This window comes from Paracoccus sp. J56 (genome assembly GCF_019633685.1).
Classification (GTDB): Bacteria; Pseudomonadota; Alphaproteobacteria; order Rhodobacterales; family Rhodobacteraceae; genus Paracoccus; species Paracoccus kondratievae.
This window is the reverse complement of record NZ_JAFL01000011.1, coordinates 111,542-130,877: the sequence shown is the minus strand read 5'-3', so window position 1 is coordinate 130,877 and position 19,336 is coordinate 111,542. Positions and strand designations below refer to the sequence as shown.

19 protein-coding genes are annotated in these 19,336 nt (G+C 63.3%); 7 read left to right on the top strand and 12 right to left on the bottom strand.

Annotated features, from left to right (window positions below):
• Positions 1-44: 44 nt before the first annotated feature.
• From M511_RS10325 to ubiE, 3 genes are all read right to left on the bottom strand, one after another.
• A complete protein-coding gene (locus M511_RS10325) occupies positions 45-863 on the bottom strand; it encodes a TIGR00282 family metallophosphoesterase (RefSeq protein ID WP_010394546.1) in 819 nt (272 codons plus the stop codon).
• Positions 864-927: 64 nt separating this feature from the next.
• Complete coding sequence (gene ubiB / locus M511_RS10320) at positions 928-2,463, bottom strand: 2-polyprenylphenol 6-hydroxylase (RefSeq protein ID WP_085502137.1); 1,536 nt, start codon at positions 2,461-2,463, stop codon at positions 928-930.
• The gene (ubiE, locus tag M511_RS10315; protein ID WP_010394548.1) at positions 2,464-3,216 is read right to left on the bottom strand and encodes a bifunctional demethylmenaquinone methyltransferase/2-methoxy-6-polyprenyl-1,4-benzoquinol methylase UbiE; all 753 of its coding nucleotides are present in this window, start codon (positions 3,214-3,216) and stop codon (positions 2,464-2,466) included. It lies immediately after the preceding gene.
• A 99-nt stretch (positions 3,217-3,315) separates the two neighbouring features.
• Here ubiE and mutM point away from each other — a divergent pair, with 99 nt between their 5' ends.
• The 6 genes from mutM to recF all read left to right on the top strand — a co-directional run bounded on the left by mutM (position 3,316) and on the right by recF (position 9,614).
• Complete coding sequence (gene mutM / locus M511_RS10310; RefSeq protein ID WP_085502136.1) at positions 3,316-4,161, top strand: bifunctional DNA-formamidopyrimidine glycosylase/DNA-(apurinic or apyrimidinic site) lyase; 846 nt, start codon at positions 3,316-3,318, stop codon at positions 4,159-4,161.
• Positions 4,162-4,281: 120 nt separating this feature from the next.
• The gene (locus tag M511_RS10305) at positions 4,282-5,058 is read left to right on the top strand and encodes an enoyl-CoA hydratase (protein WP_010394550.1); all 777 of its coding nucleotides are present in this window, start codon (positions 4,282-4,284) and stop codon (positions 5,056-5,058) included.
• A 148-nt stretch (positions 5,059-5,206) separates the two neighbouring features.
• Positions 5,207-5,476: a 30S ribosomal protein S20 gene (gene rpsT, locus M511_RS10300; RefSeq protein WP_010394551.1), complete on the top strand. Its 270-nt coding sequence runs from the start codon at positions 5,207-5,209 to the stop codon at positions 5,474-5,476.
• Positions 5,477-5,983: 507 nt separating this feature from the next.
• A complete protein-coding gene (gene dnaA / locus M511_RS10295; RefSeq protein WP_029371701.1) occupies positions 5,984-7,330 on the top strand; it encodes a chromosomal replication initiator protein DnaA in 1,347 nt (448 codons plus the stop codon).
• Between the two features lie 92 nt (positions 7,331-7,422).
• The gene (gene dnaN / locus M511_RS10290; protein ID WP_010394553.1) at positions 7,423-8,541 is read left to right on the top strand and encodes a DNA polymerase III subunit beta; all 1,119 of its coding nucleotides are present in this window, start codon (positions 7,423-7,425) and stop codon (positions 8,539-8,541) included.
• On the top strand, positions 8,538-9,614 hold the full coding sequence (gene recF / locus M511_RS10285; RefSeq protein WP_085502135.1) for a DNA replication/repair protein RecF: 1,077 nt from the start codon (positions 8,538-8,540) through the stop codon (positions 9,612-9,614). The genes dnaN and recF overlap by 4 nt, the downstream gene beginning before the upstream one ends.
• A 4-nt stretch (positions 9,615-9,618) precedes the next feature.
• On the opposite strand, the gene M511_RS10280 is transcribed toward recF, so the two are convergent.
• Positions 9,619-10,410, bottom strand: coding sequence for an aminoglycoside adenylyltransferase domain-containing protein (locus M511_RS10280; protein ID WP_085502134.1), 792 nt, complete (start codon positions 10,408-10,410; stop codon positions 9,619-9,621).
• The gene (locus M511_RS10275; RefSeq protein ID WP_085502133.1) at positions 10,385-12,211 is read right to left on the bottom strand and encodes an adenine deaminase; all 1,827 of its coding nucleotides are present in this window, start codon (positions 12,209-12,211) and stop codon (positions 10,385-10,387) included. Before M511_RS10275 ends, M511_RS10280 begins: the two co-directional genes overlap by 26 nt.
• 63 nt (positions 12,212-12,274) lie before the next feature.
• On the opposite strand from M511_RS10275, the gene recO reads away from it, so the two are divergent.
• Positions 12,275-13,003: a DNA repair protein RecO gene (gene recO, locus M511_RS10270; RefSeq protein WP_085502146.1), complete on the top strand. Its 729-nt coding sequence runs from the start codon at positions 12,275-12,277 to the stop codon at positions 13,001-13,003.
• Here the strand turns inward: recO and M511_RS10265 are convergent.
• The 7 genes from M511_RS10265 to M511_RS10235 form a co-directional block, all read right to left on the bottom strand.
• Positions 12,972-13,355: an META domain-containing protein gene (locus tag M511_RS10265; protein ID WP_240547593.1), complete on the bottom strand. Its 384-nt coding sequence runs from the start codon at positions 13,353-13,355 to the stop codon at positions 12,972-12,974. The genes recO and M511_RS10265 overlap by 32 nt on opposite strands.
• 20 nt (positions 13,356-13,375) lie before the next feature.
• Positions 13,376-13,795 (bottom strand): META domain-containing protein, encoded by a 420-nt coding sequence (locus M511_RS10260; RefSeq protein ID WP_010394561.1) that lies wholly within the window; start codon positions 13,793-13,795, stop codon positions 13,376-13,378.
• 79 nt (positions 13,796-13,874) lie between these two features.
• Positions 13,875-15,530: an acyl-CoA dehydrogenase family protein gene (locus M511_RS10255; RefSeq protein ID WP_010394562.1), complete on the bottom strand. Its 1,656-nt coding sequence runs from the start codon at positions 15,528-15,530 to the stop codon at positions 13,875-13,877.
• Positions 15,531-15,755: 225 nt separating this feature from the next.
• Positions 15,756-16,052 carry a DUF6525 family protein gene (locus M511_RS10250; RefSeq protein ID WP_085502131.1) on the bottom strand — a complete coding sequence of 99 codons (297 nt, stop codon included), beginning with the start codon at positions 16,050-16,052 and terminating at the stop codon, positions 15,756-15,758.
• On the bottom strand, positions 16,052-16,711 hold the full coding sequence (locus M511_RS10245) for a DUF1826 domain-containing protein (RefSeq protein ID WP_085502130.1): 660 nt from the start codon (positions 16,709-16,711) through the stop codon (positions 16,052-16,054). The genes M511_RS10250 and M511_RS10245 overlap by 1 nt, the downstream gene beginning before the upstream one ends.
• A 15-nt stretch (positions 16,712-16,726) precedes the next feature.
• Positions 16,727-17,950: a zinc metallochaperone GTPase ZigA gene (zigA, locus tag M511_RS10240; protein ID WP_085502129.1), complete on the bottom strand. Its 1,224-nt coding sequence runs from the start codon at positions 17,948-17,950 to the stop codon at positions 16,727-16,729.
• A 162-nt stretch (positions 17,951-18,112) separates the two neighbouring features.
• On the bottom strand, positions 18,113-19,324 hold the full coding sequence (locus M511_RS10235; RefSeq protein WP_085502128.1) for an MFS transporter: 1,212 nt from the start codon (positions 19,322-19,324) through the stop codon (positions 18,113-18,115).
• Positions 19,325-19,336: the final 12 nt, after the last annotated feature.

Genomic DNA, 19,336 nt, shown 5'->3' with positions numbered 1-19,336 from the left:
TTTTCCCCGCCGCGGCAAGTTAAAGCGCCGGAAACAGACGCGGATCAGACAGAGGGTTGCGTAACTGCCAGCCTGCCACCCTGACGCACCGGCTCGACCGCCACGGCTTTACCCGTGCGGTCGTCGGTGGTGACCAGAACGCCCGACAGCGTCGCCTCGCCCTCGGCGGGGGCGAAACGCTCGGACACCATTCCGGTCAGAAAGCGGCGCAGCGGCTCGGCCTTATCCATGCCGATCACGCTGTCATAATCGCCGCACATCCCGGCATCGGTCTGATAAGCCGTGCCGCGATTGAGGATCATCGTATCGGCAGTCGGCACATGGGTATGGGTGCCGACGACCAGACTGGCGCGGCCATCGCACCAGTGACCCATCGCCATCTTTTCGCTGGTAGCCTCGGCATGGATGTCGACCACGCTGGCCTGTACGAGCCCGCCCAGCGGATGCGCCTTGAGCACCGCTTCGATGGCCGAGAACGGATCATCAAAGGGCCGCTTCATGAAAACCTGCCCCAGCACCTGCGCCACCAGAACCTTGCGGCCCCGCGTCGCCTCAAAGACCCGGGCACCCCGGCCAGGGGCGGCCTTTGAGTAGTTCAGCGGCCGGATGATGCGCGGCTCTGCCTCGATAAAGGACAGCATCTCTTTCTGGTCGAAAGCATGGTCGCCCAGAGTGATGCAATCGGCACCGGCATCAAGGATCAGCTTGGCATGACCTCCGGTCAGTCCCATGCCGCCTGATGCGTTCTCACCATTGACGATGGTGAAATCGACACCCAAACGTTCCTTGAGCGGGCCAAGCCCCTCAGCAACCGCGCGCCGGCCCGCGCGCCCCATTACATCGCCAAGATAGAGAATACGCATGGCTGAATGGGTTAGGCGAAAGCCGAGGTGGGCTCAAGCCCCGTCGGCCGCATGATGGCGGGAACTATAGCAGCCATGCGCCCAACACCGCCCCTGCAAGGGCAACGACCGCGCCCAGCACGACGCCACCCCAAAAGCCGCGCCCCTTGCCCGGCTGCGCAGGCGCTGGGGTTTCGCGCAGCAGTTCGGGCATCCCACGCTCAAGAAACTCGGGCAAAAGCGGGGCAAAGCGGCCCAGCACCTGCACGGCGCGGGTCAGATCGCGCGCAGCCGCCCGAGGGCCGAGATTGTCGCGGATATAGCTTTCAACCACTGGCCGCGCGACCTCCCACATGTTGATCTGCGGATCAAGCGAGCGCGCGACCCCTTCGACCACCACCATCGTACGCTGCAGCAGCAGCAGTTCGGTCCGGGTGGCCATGCCGAAACGTTCGGTGACCTCGAACAGATAGGCCAGCAGATTGGCCATCGAGATGCGGCTGGCATCGGCGCCAAAAATCGGCTCGCCCACCGCACGCAGGGCACGGGCGAACTCTCGGATGTCGCGGTCGCGCGGGACATAGCCCGCCTCGAAATGCACGCGCGCCACCCGCTCATAATCGCGGCGGATAAAGCCCATCAGGATCTCGGCATAGACCCGCCGGGTATACTCGTCGATCTCACCCATGATGCCGAAATCATAGATGACGATATCGCCATTGCTTGCCACCTTCAGGTTGCCCTGATGCATGTCGGCATGAAAATAACCGTCGCGCAGCGCGTGGCGCAGAAACAGCTGCAACACTCGCCCGCCCAAGGCTGGCAAGTCATGGCCGGCCTCTTTGAGCGCAGCGATATCGCCCATCGGAATGCCCTCGGCCCAGTCGGTCGTCAGCACACGCCGGGCGCTGAGATGCCAGTAAGGGACAGGTACGGCCATGCCCTCATCGCCCGAGGTATTCTCGGCGAACTCCGAGGCGGATGCGGCCTCCAGCCGCAGGTCCAGCTCTCCGGCGACAACCGATTCGAAATGGCTGATAACGTCGCGCGGGCGCAGACGACGGGTCGCGGGCGACAGCGCCTCGATCATCGCAGCGGCGAAATGGAACGCGTCGATGTCACGGCGGAAGGCCGCCTCGATGCCCGGACGCAGCACCTTGACCGCGACCTCGCGTCCGTTGTCGATGCGCCGCGCGCGATGAACCTGCGCGATCGAGGCCGCAGCCACAGGTTCAGAGAATTCGCTGAACAGCGTCCCGACCGGACGGCCAAGATCGGCAGCGACGGTGCGCAGCGCCTGATCCTGTGAAAATGGCGACAGCCGGTCCTGCAGCATGGAAAGCTGATTGGCCAGTTCGATCCCCACCACATCGGGGCGGGTCGAGAGGATCTGGCCGAATTTCACATAGGCCGGCCCCAGCGCGGTAATCGCGCGGGTAACAGGTGGCAGGTTCGGATCGCCCTTGTAGCCAAGCCAGGCAAAGGGCCAGCCAAGGATACGCGCCGCGACCCGGATATGGGCGGGTGCATTCATCGCATCCAGCGCAACCTTCATCGCGCCGGTGCGCTCGAACGTGGCGCCGGTACGGATCAGGCGCCAGATGTTATGCGGCCCGCGCATTCAGAGCTTCCAGCCGGAATGCAGTGCGGCGATTCCCATGGACAGGTTGCGCCATTGCACACGGCCGAAGCCCGCCTCACGGATCATCGCGGCAAAGCTTTCCTGATCCGGAAAGCGGCGGATCGATTCGACCAGATACTGATAGCTGTCGCGGTCGCCTGCGACGACCTGGCCCATCACCGGGATCACGTTGAAGGAATAGCGGTCATAGAGCCATTGCAGCATCGGCACCGGCATCTGGCTGAATTCCAGCACCATCAGCCGCCCGCCGGGCTTGAGCACGCGCCGCGCCTCGGCCAGCGCATCGGGAATGCGGGTGACGTTACGAATGCCGAAGCTGATCGTGTAGCGGTCAAAGCTGTTATCGGCAAAGGGCAGCTGCATCGCATCGCCCGTGACCCAGGCAAGACGCTCGGCAAGCTTGCCGGCCTCGGCGCGCTTGCGCCCCTCGACCAGCATCGATTCGGTCATGTCACAGACAGTGACGCGTGCCCCCGGCGCACGTTCGAGAAAGCGAAAGGCGATATCCCCGGTGCCGCCCGCCACATCCAGCAGGTGCTGACCGTCGCGCGGCGCCAGCCAGTCCATCATCGCCGTCTTCCACAGGCGATGAACGCCGGCGCTCATCAGGTCATTCATGACATCATAGCGCGAGGCGACGCGCGAGAAGACGCCATGGACCAGCCCGGCCTTGTCCTTTTCAGCCACGGTGCGAAAGCCGAAATGGGTATTCTTTGGCTCCTCAGGGATCATGTCGCTTGTCCATCCGTCGTTTCGCGCCCAGATAGTCCTAAAGTGCGCCGCGCGCCATAGCAGGGGACGCGGCCGCACCATGCGACGAACAGGAAGAAAATGCCAGAACTGCCAGAGGTCGAAACCGTCCGGCGCGGCCTTGAGCCGCATCTGACAAACCGCATCATCACCCGCGCCGAGGCCCGCCGCCCCGATCTGCGCCGTCCCCTGCCCCCCGATCTGGTGCAGGTGCTGACCGGTGCGCGGGTGACGGGTCTGCGCCGACGCTCAAAGTATATCCTTGCCGATCTTGAGGATCGCGGCAGCCTGCTTTTGCATCTGGGCATGTCGGGGCGGATGCTGATCGAGGGGGAAAGTCAGGGCGACTTTCATCGCGACCCGGCGATTCTGCCGCGCCACGACCATGTCGTGCTGTGGACCGAGGAGGGCACGCGCATCACCTTTAACGATGCGCGGCGATTCGGCCTGATTGATCTGGTCGCCCCGGGAGAGAGCCACCCGCTACTAGCCCATCTGGGCCCCGAACCGCTGTCGGACACCTTTACGCCAGAAAAGCTGGTACAGGCCCTTGCCGGGCGGCGCATGCCGATCAAAGCGGCGCTGCTTGATCAGCGAATCGTGGCTGGGCTTGGCAATATCTATGTCTCGGAGGCGCTTTACCGTGCCGGTATCGACCCGCGCCGCCTGGCAGGCGCGGTCGCTGAGGCCGAGATAGCGGCGCTGGTCAATCATGTCCGGGCGGTACTTGAGGAAGCAATCGCCGCAGGCGGCTCATCGCTTCGCGATCACCGGCAGGCGACGGGAGAGCTTGGCTATTTCCAGCATTCCTTTCGCGTCTATGACCGCGAGGGGGCTCCCTGCCCGACCCCTGGCTGTACCGGCGCCATCGCCCGGATCGTGCAATCGGGACGGTCGAGCTATTTTTGCCCGGTCTGTCAAAGGTAAAGCCGCCTGCGGCGGCTGCCTCCGGCGGGGATATTTGCAGCACGGAAGAGCAATGCTGGTCTTGCCACTGTGCTTTTGCTAGAACTCGCGGTCAGCTTGTTTGCAAAAGGCGAAGAGTCGATGGCTTACCAGACCCTCACCGTTGAGATCGACGACTATGTGGCGCTGATCCGATTGAACCGGCCAGAGGCATTGAATGCGCTGAACTCACAGCTGCTGGACGAGCTGGGCGATGCCCTGGCCGAGGCCGACCGGAATGAAAAAGTGCGCTGCATCGTATTGACCGGCAGCGAAAAGGCTTTTGCCGCAGGGGCCGACATCAAAGAGATGGCCAGCAAGAGCTTTGTCGATGTTTATACGGGCGATCTTTTCGGCGCGCAGGTTGATCGCATCACCGCGACGCGCAAGCCGATCATCGCGGCCGTCGCAGGTTATGCCCTAGGGGGTGGCTGTGAACTTGCCATGGCCTGCGACTTTATCATCTGTGCCGATAACGCGAAATTCGGTCAACCCGAGATCAATCTGGGCGTGATCGCCGGTATCGGTGGCACCCAGCGACTGACCCGTTTTGTCGGCAAGTCGAAGGCCATGGAAATGCACCTGACCGGCCGGTTCATGGATGCGGCCGAGGCTGAGCGATCGGGCCTGGTGAGCCGGGTGGTTCCAGCAGCAAAGCTGATCCCTGAGGCCCTGACCGCCGCCAAGAAGATCGCCGAGAAGTCACAAATTGCCATCATGGCCGCGAAAGAGGCTGTGAATCGCGCTTATGAAACCACTTTGCGCGAGGGTATCCTTTTTGAGCGGCGTTGCTTTTTGTCGCTCTTTGCAACCGAGGACCAGAAGGAAGGCATGGCCGCTTTTCTGGAAAAGCGTGAGCCGCAGTTCCGCGACAAGTGATTCCCGCTTGGCATTTGCACCGGTCCGCTGTATAGGCCCGGGCTTACATGCGCGTGGGCCCGCTTAAGGCAAGAATCATGTCCGCCTGATCAGGCGGTGCCGTGGGCTTTTGCGTAACCGAGATACGAGATTTGGAGACACAGAACCCATGGCAAATACGCCTCAGTCGAAAAAGCGCGCGCGTCAGCTTGAGCGCCGGACCGCCATCAACAAGGCACGCCGCTCGCGGATCCGCACCTTCCTGCGCAAGGTCGAAGAGGCCATCGCCAGCGGCGATATCGAAGCAGCTCGCGAAGCCCTGCGCGTCGCTCAGCCTGAGCTGATGCGTGGCGTGACCAAAGGCATCGTCCACAAGAACACCGCGGCGCGCAAAATCTCGCGTCTGGCCGGCCGCGTGAACGCCCTCGCTTCGGCCTAAGCCGCTGCGGCATTTTGGCAACTCTTGATAGAGATACCCATAGGCGCGTCCAGCCCGGATGCGCCTTTCTTTATGGCCGAACACCAGTTTCCGTTTGAATTTTCAGTAACTTGACGGTCCGTCACGGCGCTGTCGCGGTTCTGTGAGATTCGATCGGCCAAAGTGGCTGTCAAGCGAGAAGATCGGTTGCTGGCCTGCTGTGGTTCTTGCTAGCTTGTTCCCTGCGATTCACGTCGCACCTGGGGGACATGCTCTGAAGTGTCGGTCTGCCACCGACATTCAGAGGGCAGCGGGATCAAATTGAGATCCGCTACCGACAATGCGCAAGCCGGCTGCCACCGGTATGCGTTGCGTGTCTGGAAGTTCCGGCCGCCTGACGGCCCATACGTCGCCTTGGCGGCGGGGGGTCTTTTGTTGCCGGATTTCATGCGTTCAGGTGCGGCTTTGAATCGTCTCACGCCGGAAAATGCCGGCGGCATGTGGGGACAAGAGACGGAACTGGGCGAGATGGACAGACTTTGGGGGCAGGCGCGTGAAGAACTTCAGAAGATCGTCGGAGCCGACTGTTTCTCGACCTGGATCGAGCCTCTGCGTCTGACCGGCGTCGAGGACGGCACCGCCACCATCGCCAGCCCGACCCGTTTCCTGTCCGACTGGGTTTCGCGTCACTACAGCGACGACATCCTCAAGGTGCTCGACCGTATGGGTGGCCCGGTGCAGCGGCTGCAGTTCGAGACGCGCAGCCAGACCGCCCGGCAAGCCGCTGCCCCTGCGGTCAAGCGCCCGTCACAGCCCCGCACCCAAAGCGACGAAGAGCTGACCGCACCGCTCGACAGCCGCTTTACCTTTGAAAATTTCGTCGTCGGCAAGCCGAACGAGCTGGCCCATGCCGCCGCGCGCCGCGTGGCCGAAGGCGGCCCGGTGACTTTTAACCCGCTGTTTCTTTACGGCGGCGTCGGTCTGGGCAAGACCCACCTGATGCACGCCATCGCGCGTGAAATTCAGGTCCGCCGCCCCGAAGCGCGGGTACTTTATCTCTCGGCTGAACAGTTCATGTACCGCTTTGTGCAGGCGCTGCGCGACCGCACCGTGATGGACTTTAAGGAGCTGTTTCGCACCGTCTCGGTTCTGATGGTCGATGATGTGCAGTTTATCGCCGGCAAGGATTCCACGCAGGAAGAATTCTTCCACACTTTCAATACCCTGGTCGATCAGGGCAAGCAAATCGTCATCTCGGCCGACCGCGCCCCGGGCGAAATCAAGGATATGGAAGAACGTATCAAGTCGCGCCTGCAATGCGGTCTGGTCGTGGATCTGCACCCGACCGATTACGAGCTGCGGCTGGGCATCCTGCAAAGCAAGACCGAATCGTTCCGCAACCAATATCCGGGCCTGCAGATCGCGCCGGGCGTGCTGGAGTTTCTGGCCCATCGTATCACCTCGAATGTCCGCGTGCTTGAAGGCGCGCTGCAGCGGCTATTCGCCTTTGCCAGCCTGATGGGGCGCGAGATCAACCTGGACATGGCGCAGGAATGCCTTGCCGACATCCTGCGCGCCAATGATCGCAAGGTCTCGATTGAGGAAATCCAGCGCAAAGTGGCCGAGCATTACAACATCCGCCTTGCGGATATGATCGGCCCCAAGCGGGTGCGCACAGTCGCACGGCCGCGGCAGATCGCCATGTATCTGGCCAAACAGATGACCTCGCGCAGCCTGCCGGAAATCGGGCGCCGCTTTGGCGGGCGCGATCATACCACCATCATGCATGGCGTGAAAAAAATCGAGGAATTGCGCAGCGCGGACCGCAGCCTTGCCGAGGACATCGACCTGCTGCGCCGTTTGCTAGAGGCCTGAACGCATCTGCTTGACCCGACGCGGAATTGTGCCACATTGGCGCCCCGCGACGAAAGATGCGGAAAATGGCCTGAAGATATTAAGGGTGGACCATGAAATTCTCGATCGAACGTGCCGATCTGGTGAAGGCCGTATCCCAGGCCCAGTCCGTCGTCGAAAGGCGCAATACCATTCCGATCCTCGCCAACGTGCTGATCGAGGCAACGCCCGAGGGTGTGAGCTTTCGCGCCACCGATCTGGATACCGAGATTGTGGACCGCGCCGCCGCGCAGGTCGAGCGGCCGGGCGCGACCACCGTCTCGGCCGGGATGCTGAACGACATTGCCCGGAAACTGCCCGACGGATCGCTGGTTCAGGTCAGTCTTGACTCGACCTCGGCGCGGCTCTCGGTGCAGGCGGGACGGTCGAACTTCAGCCTCGCCACCCTCCCGCGCGAGGATTTTCCGGTCATGTCCTCGTCGGAATACAGCGCCAATTTCTCGGCCCCTGCGGCCGTGCTGCGCCGCCTGTTCGACAAGTCGAAATTCGCGATCTCGAACGAGGAAACCCGCTATTATCTGAACGGCGTCTTCATGCATGTCGCCCAGACCGAGGATGGTCCCAGCCTGCGCTGCGTGGCGACCGATGGTCACCGGCTGGCCCGGATCGACGCTCCGCTGCCCGCCGGTGCCGATGAGATGCCCGGCGTGATCGTGCCGCGCAAGACCGTGGCCGAGCTGCGCAAGCTGCTTGAGGATGACGAAGCTGATATCGCCGTCTCGGTCAGCGAGACCAAGGTGCGCTTTGCGACTCCGACCATCACGCTGACCTCAAAGGTCATCGACGGCACGTTCCCCGACTATAGCCGGGTGATTCCCGCCTCGAACGCCCGCAAGCTTGAGGTTGATGCCAGTGACTTTGCACGCGCGGTGGACCGCGTGGCAACGGTCAGCAGCGAACGTTCGCGCGCGGTCAAGCTGTCGCTGGACGAGGACCGGCTGATCCTGTCGGTCAATGCGCCCGACGCCGGTGCCGCCGAAGAAGAGCTGCCGGTTGCCTATGGCGACGAACCGCTGGAAATCGGGTTTAACGCCAAATACCTGCACGAGATCGCCAGCCAGATCGAACGTGAGAACGCCGTCTTCCTGTTCAACGGCTCGGGCGACGCGGCGCTGATCCGCGAAGGCGGGGATACCTCAGCCGTTTATGTCGTCATGCCGATGCGCGTGTGACGCTGGCCCGCCTGCACCTGTCCCAGTTTCGCAGCTGGGCCAGGCTGGAAATCGAGGCCGACCACCGCCCCGTTGCCATCCACGGACCCAACGGGGCGGGCAAGACCAATATCCTTGAAGCAATCTCGATGCTCTCGCCCGGTCGGGGTATGCGTGGCGTGGCGCCCGGTGATCAGGCCCGTAAAGGGCCGGAAATCGGCTGGCAGATCCGTGCCGGAATCGGGGATCATCAGGTCCTGACCCGCGCCCTGCCCGGCCAACCCCGCGAGGTGGTGATCAACGACAAGCCCGCGACCCAGCTTGCGCTTGGCCGTCTGATGCGGGTGATCTGGCTGACCCCTGCCATGGACCGGCTGTGGACCGAGGCACCCGAACAGCGGCGCCGGTTTCTTGATCGGGTGACGCTTAGCTTTACACCCTCGCATGCCGAAGATGCGCTTGGCTATGAAAAGGCTATGCGCGAACGTAATCGCCTGCTGCGTGAAGGGATACGCGATGCCGCCTGGTATCGCGCGCTTGAGACACAGATGGCAGAGACCGGTGCAACAGTAACCCGCAACCGGCTGGATGCGATCGACCGGATCATGGCCGCGCAAAAGGGGGCCGAGACCGCCTTTCCCGCGGCCCGCCTGACCCTGCTTGCGGGTGAGGGGCATGGCTGCGACACCGATCCCGACGCCATTGCCGCCCGGCTTGCGGAAGGGCGCAGCCGCGACATGGCCGCAGGCCGCACGCTGACCGGCCCGCATCGCGCCGATCTTGGCGCATATTGGGGACCACAGGAGATGCCCGCCGCCCTGTCCTCGACCGGCGAGCAAAAGGCGCTGCTGTTGTCACTGATCCTCGCCAATGCCCGGGCACTGACCGGGGAAAGTCCGGTCCTGCTGCTGGATGAGGTCGCGGCCCATCTCGACGCTGACCGCCGCGCCGCGCTTTATGATGAGATTTGCGCATTGCGCGCCCAGGCCTGGCTGACCGGCACCGGCCCGGAATTGTTCGAGGCCCTGCGCAGCCGGGCACAATTCCTTGCAGTCACGCGCGAGGGTGACACCTCGCATCTGACCGAAAGCTGACGCGCTAAAGTGCGGCCTTCACCTCGTCCGCCAGCCGCTGGGCCAGATCGTGCGCGATGCCATAATGTCCGCGCCAGTCGTCCGCAGCCTCGCCCAGATAAGCCCGTCTGGCATGATCGAGCATTTCGGCATCAGCAGAGGCAAGCTGCCTGATCGCCCAAACCGCCGCGCGGTCTTTTGAAAGAAAATCCCCCGTTCGGGCGGTTCGCCACATCCGCGCCAATGTCAAAAGCACATTCCGGGTGTCGTCCTGCAGAGCCGAAAGCAGCCCCGGCAGCAAGTCACGCATCGCCGCCCGGATGGCATCTGCTTTAACCTCGGGCAGCAGCGCGTTGGCTTCGGGGCCGATCAGCGGCAGGGCCTCTTGCCGCGCCTGCGCAAGGATCAGCGTATATTCCGCGTCCCTTTCAGGAGTGGGCAGCCTGCCCGCACGGAACCCATCGCGCAACCACTCGCCATAGACAAAGTCAGCCTGCGCGTGAAACCTCAGACCGGCAAGGTCAGGCTTGGCGAAAAAGATCACCTCAAGACAACGCGGCCCACCCGGTGGGGCCGGATAGCTGGCCGAAAGATCCAGCAGAGATGACAGCAATGCCCTGCGCTGCTTTTCGGTCAGGCTGCGCTTCAGGACGCCAAGCAGGTCGACGTCACTATTGGGTCTAAGCCCCTGAGCAACCGCCGAGCCATGCAGGTAAAGCGCCAGCAGATCCGGACCCAAAGCCTCTCCCAGCCGCGACATCAGGGTCAGGACCTGCTGGCGCGACCGGGCATCAAGGCTTGTCAGCACAGTCTGCATCCGCCCAGGCGCTGGCCTCTGCATCGCCGATCACCAGATCGACCAGCTCAAAACGGGTGACATCCACAATCCCAAGGTCCGAGATCCGCAGCTCGGGGATCACCACCAGCGCCAGCAGCGAATGCTGCATATAGGCGTTGTTCAGCGTGCAGCCGCAATCCTGCATGGCCTTGACGATCCCTTGCGCGGCATCGGCCATTTCGGGCGCTGGACGGTCGGACATGAGGCCGGCGATGGGCAAGGCCACGCTTGCCAGCTCGGCACCGTCGCGGAACACCGTGACGCCGCCGCCGATGCGGGCCAGATGATTGGCCGCCGCCGCCATGTTCTCGCGGCATGTGCCGACGACGATCATGTGATGGCTGTCATGCGCCACGGTCGAGGCCACCGCCATCCGTCCCTGATAGCCAAAACCCGAGACAAACCCGTTCACCACCCCGCCGGTGCCGCGATGACGCTCGACCAGCGCGATGTGACAGGTCCCGCCCTCTGGCTCGATCACCCCTTCGCGGATCGGCAGTTCGGCGGTCAACGCGCGGGTCGGGGCCTGATTTTCGACCACGCCGATCACGCGGACAAGGGCGCTGTCGCCCTGGGCACGGGCCTCAAAATCCGCAGCCGCGATGGTCTTGCCCAGATGCACCGATTGGCGCGCTTTCTCGGGCCAGTCGATGCGCGGGCAGTCAACCAGCAGGCGGCCGTCTTCGGCGACCAGCTGCCCTTGCGCAATCACCGCCTCGACCGGCAGGCTGTGCAGGTCCGAGGTCAGGATCACATCCGCCCGACGTCCGGGGGTGATACTGCCCAGTTCACGCTCCAGACCGAAGTGGCTGGCGCTGTTGATGGTCGCCATCTGGATGGCGATCAGGGGGTCGCAGCCGCAATCAATCGCATGGCGCACAACCCGGTTCATATGCCCGTCGTTTACCAGCGTGCCGGAATGGCTGTCATCGGTGCACAGGATGAAAAAGCGTGGATCCAGTCCCTTTTCAGTGATCGCGGTGATCTGGCTTTCCACATCATACCAGGCCGAGCCAAGCCGCATCATGCATCCCATACCCTGACGCACGCGGGCGATCCCCTGCGCCTCGGTCGTCGTCTCGTGATCGTCATTGGCGCCGCCCGCGACATAGGCATGAAAGGGCCGGCCCAGATCGGGGCTGGCGTAATGGCCGCCAACCGTCTTGCCGGCGGCGCGGGTGGCGGCGATCTCGGCCAGCATCTGCCGGTCGCCCGAGGCGACACCGGGAAAATTCATCATCTCGCCCAGACCGATGATGCCTTCCCATCCCATCGCCTGCGCGACCTCACCTTCGGTAATCGGCTGGCCCGTCGTCTCAAGCCCCGGAGCCGAGGGCGCGCAGCTTGGCATCTGGGTGAACATGCTGATCGGCTGCAACAGCGATTCGTCGCGCATCAGCCGCACACCTTCCAGACCCAGCACATTGGCGATCTCGTGCGGGTCGTGGAAAATCGTTGTCGTACCATGCGGGATCACTGCTGCGGCAAAGCCCGCAGGCGTCAGCATCCCCGATTCGACATGCATATGGGCGTCGATAAGCCCCGGCACCATGAATCGCCCACCGGCCCCGATCACCTGTGTTCCGGGCCCGATCGAGGGGCTTGCGTCGGGGCCGACATAGGCCACCCGCCCATCGGCCACGGCAATATCAGTATCGGGGATCACCTCGCGCGTGTGGACGTTGACCCATTTTCCGCCCCGGATCACCAGATCCGCGGGCGCACGCCCCGCCGCCACCTCGACCAGCCGGGCCTGAGCCTCGATCCACGGTTTCAACATGCCTGTCTCCTTGTTAGTCGCCCCCAGATTGCGGCAGGGTAGCGCAGAAGGAAAGGCGGCATGATGGAATGGAGCGGCGAAGCCAGCGTGATGACACAGCAAAGGCACGGCGAAAATGCCGTAATCCTGACCGTGCTGACGCGTGAGGCAGGGCTGATCCGGGGCCTTGTGCCGGGCGGGGCGAGTGCACGCCGCGCCGCAATGCTGCAACCGGGCAACCGCATCAGCCTGCGCTGGCGCGCCCGGCTAGAGGATCAGCTGGGCACTTTCAGCGTCGAACCCGCGCGGGCGAGGCCGGGCCTGCTGAGCGGGGCCGATGCACTGGCCGGGGTGAATGCGGTCACGGCCCTGCTTGCCTATGCCCTGCCAGAACGCGACCCTCATCCCCGGCTTGCCGATGCGACTGAGGTTTTGCTTGACCTGATCGACGCGGGCAGTGACTGGGCCGAGGTCTATCTGCATTGGGAAATGCGCCTGCTCGACGAGCTGGGCTTTGGCCTTGACCTGACAAGCTGCGCGGTGACGGGCGCACGTCAGGGACTGGCCTATGTCAGCCCGCGTTCGGGTCGCGCAGTTTCGGCGCAGGCTGCGGGGGAATGGGCGCCGCGCCTTTTACCGCTGCCCGCGATGCTGGGCGGGCAAGGAAATGGAGGGCTGGCCGATGCACTGGCAGTGACCGGGCATTTCCTCGCCACCCGGCTGGCCGAAGTTCACGCGGGCAAGCCATTGCCGCCTGCCCGCGCCCGTCTGGTTGCGCGTCTTACTGCGTCGCCACCCGCCAACGGATGGTGACATCGGGGCCGGTCATCACCAGCTCATCCCCGTCGCGCCTGGCCTCGCGTACCGCGCCAAGCGCCTTGAAAAAGGCACCCTCGCCTCCTTCTTGCAGGCAAGCGCGACGGGTGGTCGCCAGTGCCCCAAGATCCAGCGCCGGTAGTTCAGCGCGGTTCTGGCCGGTAAACATGTTGCACGGGCCCTGACCCGAAACCGCCCCGTCCTCGCCGATATTCAGGCTGGGCGTACCCGAGACCTCGACCCCCTCGATGGCGACCAGAGTGTATTCGCCGGGGATCTTGGCCTTATCCGAATCGCCGCTACAGGCCGCCAGCACCAGCAGGAGGGCGGGGATCAGTTTACGCATCATGCTTGCTTTCGGCGGGACCGTCATTCCTTGCGGTAGCCGGGCTCAAAGGTCAGATAGGTCGGCCCTTTGATCGTCAGCACGCCGCCTTCATAGGTGATGCCATTCGCAGCCGAAAGCGCCTGCAGATAGCGCGACTCAAGCCGGCCGGCATTGCCCGAACAGGCCATCCGGGTGGTGGTCAGCGGCCCAACGGCAAAGGCCGGCGGTTCGGCCGTCTGGCTGGCCGAGTAGTGGTTGCAAGGCGCCCGCCCCGAGATCGAGCCATCCGCTGCAATGGTCAGGTCGACGTTACGCTGCGGCACGGTATCTGCACCGATCCCGACCAGCACATAGGGACCGGCGGGGATATTCGCGCCGGGGGTCGGAGGGGTCGTCGGCTCACAAGCAGCCAGGCCAAAGAGGGCGGCGGTCGCCACAGCAATCATCGGGATACGGGTCATATGGGCAGCTCCATCAGGTCACGTTGGCGCCATAATGCCTTAACGGCCCCGTCTGTCCAGCCGCAGGGGGAAATTCATCCTAGTCGAGTAACCTGCGTGCAATAACCTGTGCCTGTATCTCGGCCGCTCCTTCAAAGATATTCAGGATACGTGCGTCGCACAGCACCCGGCTGATCGCATATTCCAGCGCAAAGCCGTTCCCGCCGTGGATTTGCAGCGCATTATCCGCCGCTGCCCAGGCAACGCGCGCGCCAAGCAGCTTGGCCATGCCCGCCTCAAGGTCGCAGCGCCGCCCATGATCCTTTTCCCATGCACTGAAATAGGTCAGCTGCCGGGCGATCATGATTTCGACCGCCATCATCGCCAGCTTGTCGGAAACACGGGGAAACTCGATCAGCGATTTGCCGAACTGCTTGCGATCAAGGGCATATTGCATGCCAATCTCGCAGGCCGATTGCGCAACGCCGACCGCACGGGCGGCGGTCTGGATGCGCGCGGATTCAAAGGTCTCCATTAACTGCTTGAAGCCGCGCCCGGGCACGCCGCCCAGCAGGTTCTCGCCCTTCACGCGGAAACCGTCAAAGCCCAGTTCGTATTCCTTCATGCCGCGATAGCCGAGCACCTCGATCTCGCCTCCGGTCATGCCGGGGGTCGGGAATGGATCGTCGTCAGTGCCCGGCACTTTCTCGGCCAAGAACATCGACAGGCCGCGCCAATCGCTTGTGTCGGGCTCGGTCCGGGCCAGCAGCGTCATGACATGGGTGCGCTGCGCATGGGTGATCCAGGTTTTGTTGCCGGTGATCACCCAGTCATCGCCGTCCCTGACCGCCCGGGTGCGCAAGCTGCCAAGGTCGCTGCCGGTGTTCGGTTCGGTAAAGACCGCAGTGGACAGCACCTCGCCCGAGGCAAGCTTAGGCAGCCATTTCGCCTTTTGCTCATCCGTGCCACCGCAAAGGATCAGTTCGGCAGCGATCTCGCTGCGGGTGCCAAGGCTGCCCACGCCGATATAGCCGCGCGACAGTTCCTCGGTCACCACCACCATCGAGGCTTTCGACAGGCCAAGCCCGCCGAATTCTTCGGGAATGGTCAGGCCAAAGACGCCAAGCTCGGCCAGTTCCTGAATGATCTCCATCGGGATCAGCTGGTCCTTGAGGTGCCAGTCATGGGCGTTCGGGATCACCCGGTCTTCGGCATAGCGACGGAACTGATCGCGGATCATTTCCAGATCCTCATCAAGTCCGGTGGCCCCAAAGGTGGCGCGGCCGTGATTGTCCTGCATCAGCCGCGCAAGCTCGGCCCGTGCCGGGGCGGTATTGCCACCCATCAGCGTGCGCAACGCCTCGCCCGGCTGCCAGTCCAGCCCAAGGTCCGACAGACGGGCAAATTCGGTCTGGCTCATCGGGATGCCACCGGCGATCTGGGTCAGGTATTCGCCCATGCCGATTTGCAGAATCAGCGCCTCGACGCGACCGAACCCGCCTGCCTGCGCCAGACGGCCCGCCCAGCCGGTAAGCTGCCGCAGCGATTCGATATAGGTCGCAAGCCATGAGGCCGCATGGGCCGCATGCTGGTGCCGCTCAAGCAGGGCGGGATCAGGCTTGCCCGAAGGCGCGACCAGCGCCCGCAGCGCCTCGATGGCGTGGGATTGCAGCGATTCGAGTTCGGGCAGCGCCCCCTCGGCAAGGGCAAGCAGGGCAGAAGGCGTATCAGCTGGCATCGCGGGCAGGTCCTTCATGGCAGACTCCATCATGCGGCGTTGCGGCATGACTAGCGCCTTTGCAGTCGCAGCGCAACTATCATGCGCCCATACAGCCAAATACGAACTAAAATGACCCTTATAATTTCAGTCTGCACATCAGAAGAACTGGACGATTCCACCCCATGCCAAGCCTTGCCCGGGACCAATACGCTTTATCTGGCAGATAAGCGGTCGAACTCGCTGCTCAGAACCATGCCGGGTCTATTGACCCACGAATGGGACCGGGGCCGTGTTGGCGGGCAGAGGCGTGCCCCAGATGTGGGGCGCGTCTTTCATCAACATCCGCGCCTCGATCTGATCAAGGCGACGGCGCGCAGATTCGACATCGCCTGCGGTTTCGGACAGGATCTTTTGCCACAGGCGCAGGGCTGACACCGGACTCCATGGCAGCGCCGCCTGCGCCAGCCAGCGGCGCAATTCCGGCGGCAGGCGGTCGTATTGCGCAATCGGGCAGGACCTGCGACGGCGGCGCAGCGAGGTAGCAAGATTGGCGCGCATCAGTGCAGTCGCCGCCTGTCATCAGGGTCTATCGCCGGATCAAGTGCCAGAAACAGCCGCGCCTGTCCGGTGCCCTTGATCGGCGGAGAGCGGTGCAAAAGCCGTGTCACCTCCTCTCCCGGCCAAAGAGTGCCGCGCATGATCGCCACCTCTCCGCTTTTCATCCTGGTGACAGGGATGATATTGCCCTCGGCGTCCTCATGCGCGAACTGCGTCCCCGGCCCGCGATAGCTACAGACCAGCCGCGACGGCATCCGGTCGATGTGATAGCGGCGGCAGGCGTCCGTCGTCACCGCCTCAAGCCGCAGATGCAGCACCGGGCTAGCCGCCACCTGGGCAAAGACCAGTGCCAGCGCCGCGATGTCGCTGGCGAACAGATCGCGCATCTCACCCCGCGGCAGGCCAGAAATGTCACAGGCGGTATGAACAGCACTTTCCACCGAACGCAGCCCAACCACCGACCGCAGGGCGGGCAGTTGCTCCAAAGGGATCTCATCAACCCAGCGGGCAAAGCCGGGCGACAGGCTGCGCCGCCAGATTGCCGCCCCGATCCCCGCATCGGCGACCCGCGGCAAGATCAGCCCATTCGGGGATTCGGCGATCATACGGGCCTCGACCAGCGCGGAGGTGCGCAGCGAATGCAGCGTGGATTCCGTCATGCTCGAGCCCTGTTTTCAAGCGACACGGCGCTGGCCCCATTGCGGAAAGGGATCAGGCAGATCGGCCCATGCTTCGGGAATAAAGCCCTCATCCTCGACCAGTGCACCGTCGAGCGCACGGGTGATTGCCGCCGGGTCCATGCCCGCACCGATAAAGACCAGCTCTTGTCGACGGTCGCCCCAAGGGTCCTGCCAGTTCCGCGTCAGTTCGGACAGGCTGTCGGGATGCACGGGCCAGCGCTCCCGCGGAACCGAGGCCCACCATGCTCCAAGCGGCGTCACACTGGACATCGCGCCGGCGAGGCTGAATTCAGCCGCCCAATCGGGGCGCGAAGCGATCCAGAAATGCCCTTTTGCCCGGATCACCCCCGGCAAATCACCGTTGAGCACCCGATAGATACGTTGCGGATCGAATGGCCGCCGCGCGCGATAGACAAAGGATGAGATGCCGTATTCCTCGGTTTCGGGCACATGATCGGCAAAGCCGTAAAGCTCTTTGGCCCACATCGGATGCATATGCGCCCGGTCGAAATCGAACAGGCCGGTGTCAAAGATCGCGTCCGCAGCCACGCGGCTGAAATCCGTCTCGATCAGCCTTGCGTCGGGGTTCAGCGCCCGCACGATCTTGCGCGCCTGATCCAGCCGTACCGGCCCCGCATCGCTGACCTTGTTCAGCACCACCACATCGGCAAATTCGATCTGGTCGGTCAGCAAGTCGACCAAGGTGCGATTGTCCTGATCGCCCAGCGTCTCGCCCCGGTCAGCAAGAAAATCGTGGCTGGAGAAGTCTTTGGTCAAGTTCACGGCATCAACCACGGTCACCATGGTATCCAGCCGCGCCACGTCCGACAGGCTGTCGCCGTTCTCGTCGCGGAAATCAAAGGTAGCGGCAACGGGCAGCGGTTCGGCAATGCCGGTCCCCTCGATCAGCAGGTAGTCAAAACGGCCTTCACTGGCCAGTCGGCGGACCTCGACCAGCAGGTCATCGCGCAGGGTGCAGCAGATGCAGCCGTTGGTCATCTCGACCAGCCGTTCTTCGGCGCGGTTCAGTTCGGCGCCGTCGCGGACCAGATCGGCGTCAATGTTCACCTCGGACATGTCATTGACGATGACAGCGACGCGGCGGCCCTCACGATTGTTCAGGACATGGTTCAGAAGCGTGGTCTTGCCCGCCCCCAGAAAGCCGGACAGGACGGTGACAGGCAGGCGGGCATCGCCAGAATGCTGGCTGGTCGGCATGGCGTCCTCTTTATGTAATGTTATTACATTTCTTATTAGAGGCAAACGCCACCGACCGCAATCCCCTTGCAGCGATCACATGATGCAAAAATCCCTGAGCCCGGCCGCAGAACGCCGACCGGTCACCGGGTCAGGATCTGAGGAAAGGCCCGCCTTGGGCGGTCAGCGCCCCTCGTCGATCTTTGGCAGGAACCAGGCCAGCAGCCCGGCCAGCGGCAGGAACGAACACAGCTGATAGACTGTCCCGACCCCATAGCTGTCGGCAAGCGTACCCAGAATCGCCGCCGCGATCCCGCCAAGGCCAAAGTTCAGCCCATAAAACAGCCCGCCGATCAGACCGATCCGACCCGGCATCAGCTCCATCGCATAGATCAGGATCGAGGCGAAAGCGCTTGCCATGATCAGGTTGATCGCGACCGTCAGCACTCCGGTCCAGAAAAGATCAGCATAAGGCAGGATCAGGGTCAGTGGCAGGGGTCCCAGCACCGAAATCCAGATGATGCGATAGCGGCCGATACGGTCGCCGATGATGCCACCAACCAGCGCCCCCACCGCCGAGGCCAGCAGAAAGATGAAAAGCATCATCTGCGACGACCGGATCGACAGGCCAAAGCGATCCATCAGGTAGAAGGTATAGAACGAACGGAAGCTTTCGTTATAGGCGTTCTTGGAAAACATCAGCAGCGTCAGCACCACAAGCCCGATCCCGATGGTCAGGGGGGCGTAATGGGCCTGGGGGGTGGCACCCTTTTTCGTCGCCGCCCTGTTGGCGACGAATTCGGCGCTGATCTCGCGCTGGCGGCGGCCGATCCAGACCAGCATCATCATCGCGATCAGGGCAGCAACCGCGAAGATCGCAAGGCTCGGCTGCCCCCAGGGTACGATGATCAGCGCGGCAAAGACCGGGCCCAGGGCCCCGCCCGCCTGTCCGCCAACCTGAAAGATGCCCTGCGCAAAGCCCTGCCGCCCGCCTGCGGCGTAACGGGCCATGCGCGTCGCCTCGGGGTGAAAGATCGACGAGCCGATGCCGATCAGCGCCACTGAAATCAGGATGATCTGATAGCTATGGGCATAGGCAAGACTAACCAGTCCCGACAGGGTGAACATCATCCCTGCCACCGGCGAATAGGGGGCCGGGTGGCGGTCGGTCACCATCCCGATCACCGGCTGCAACAATGAGCCCGCGATCTGAAAGGTCATGGTGATCATGCCGATCTGCGTAAGCGACAACCCGTGCTCGGCCTTCAGGATCGGATAGGCGGCAGGGATCAGCGATTGCATCAGGTCGTTCAGCAAATGCGCCAGACCCAGAACCAGCAGCACGGTCACATGGGTTCTGGCCCGGGGGGCGGCGGTCAGCGTAGCGCTAGTCATTACGACGATCCT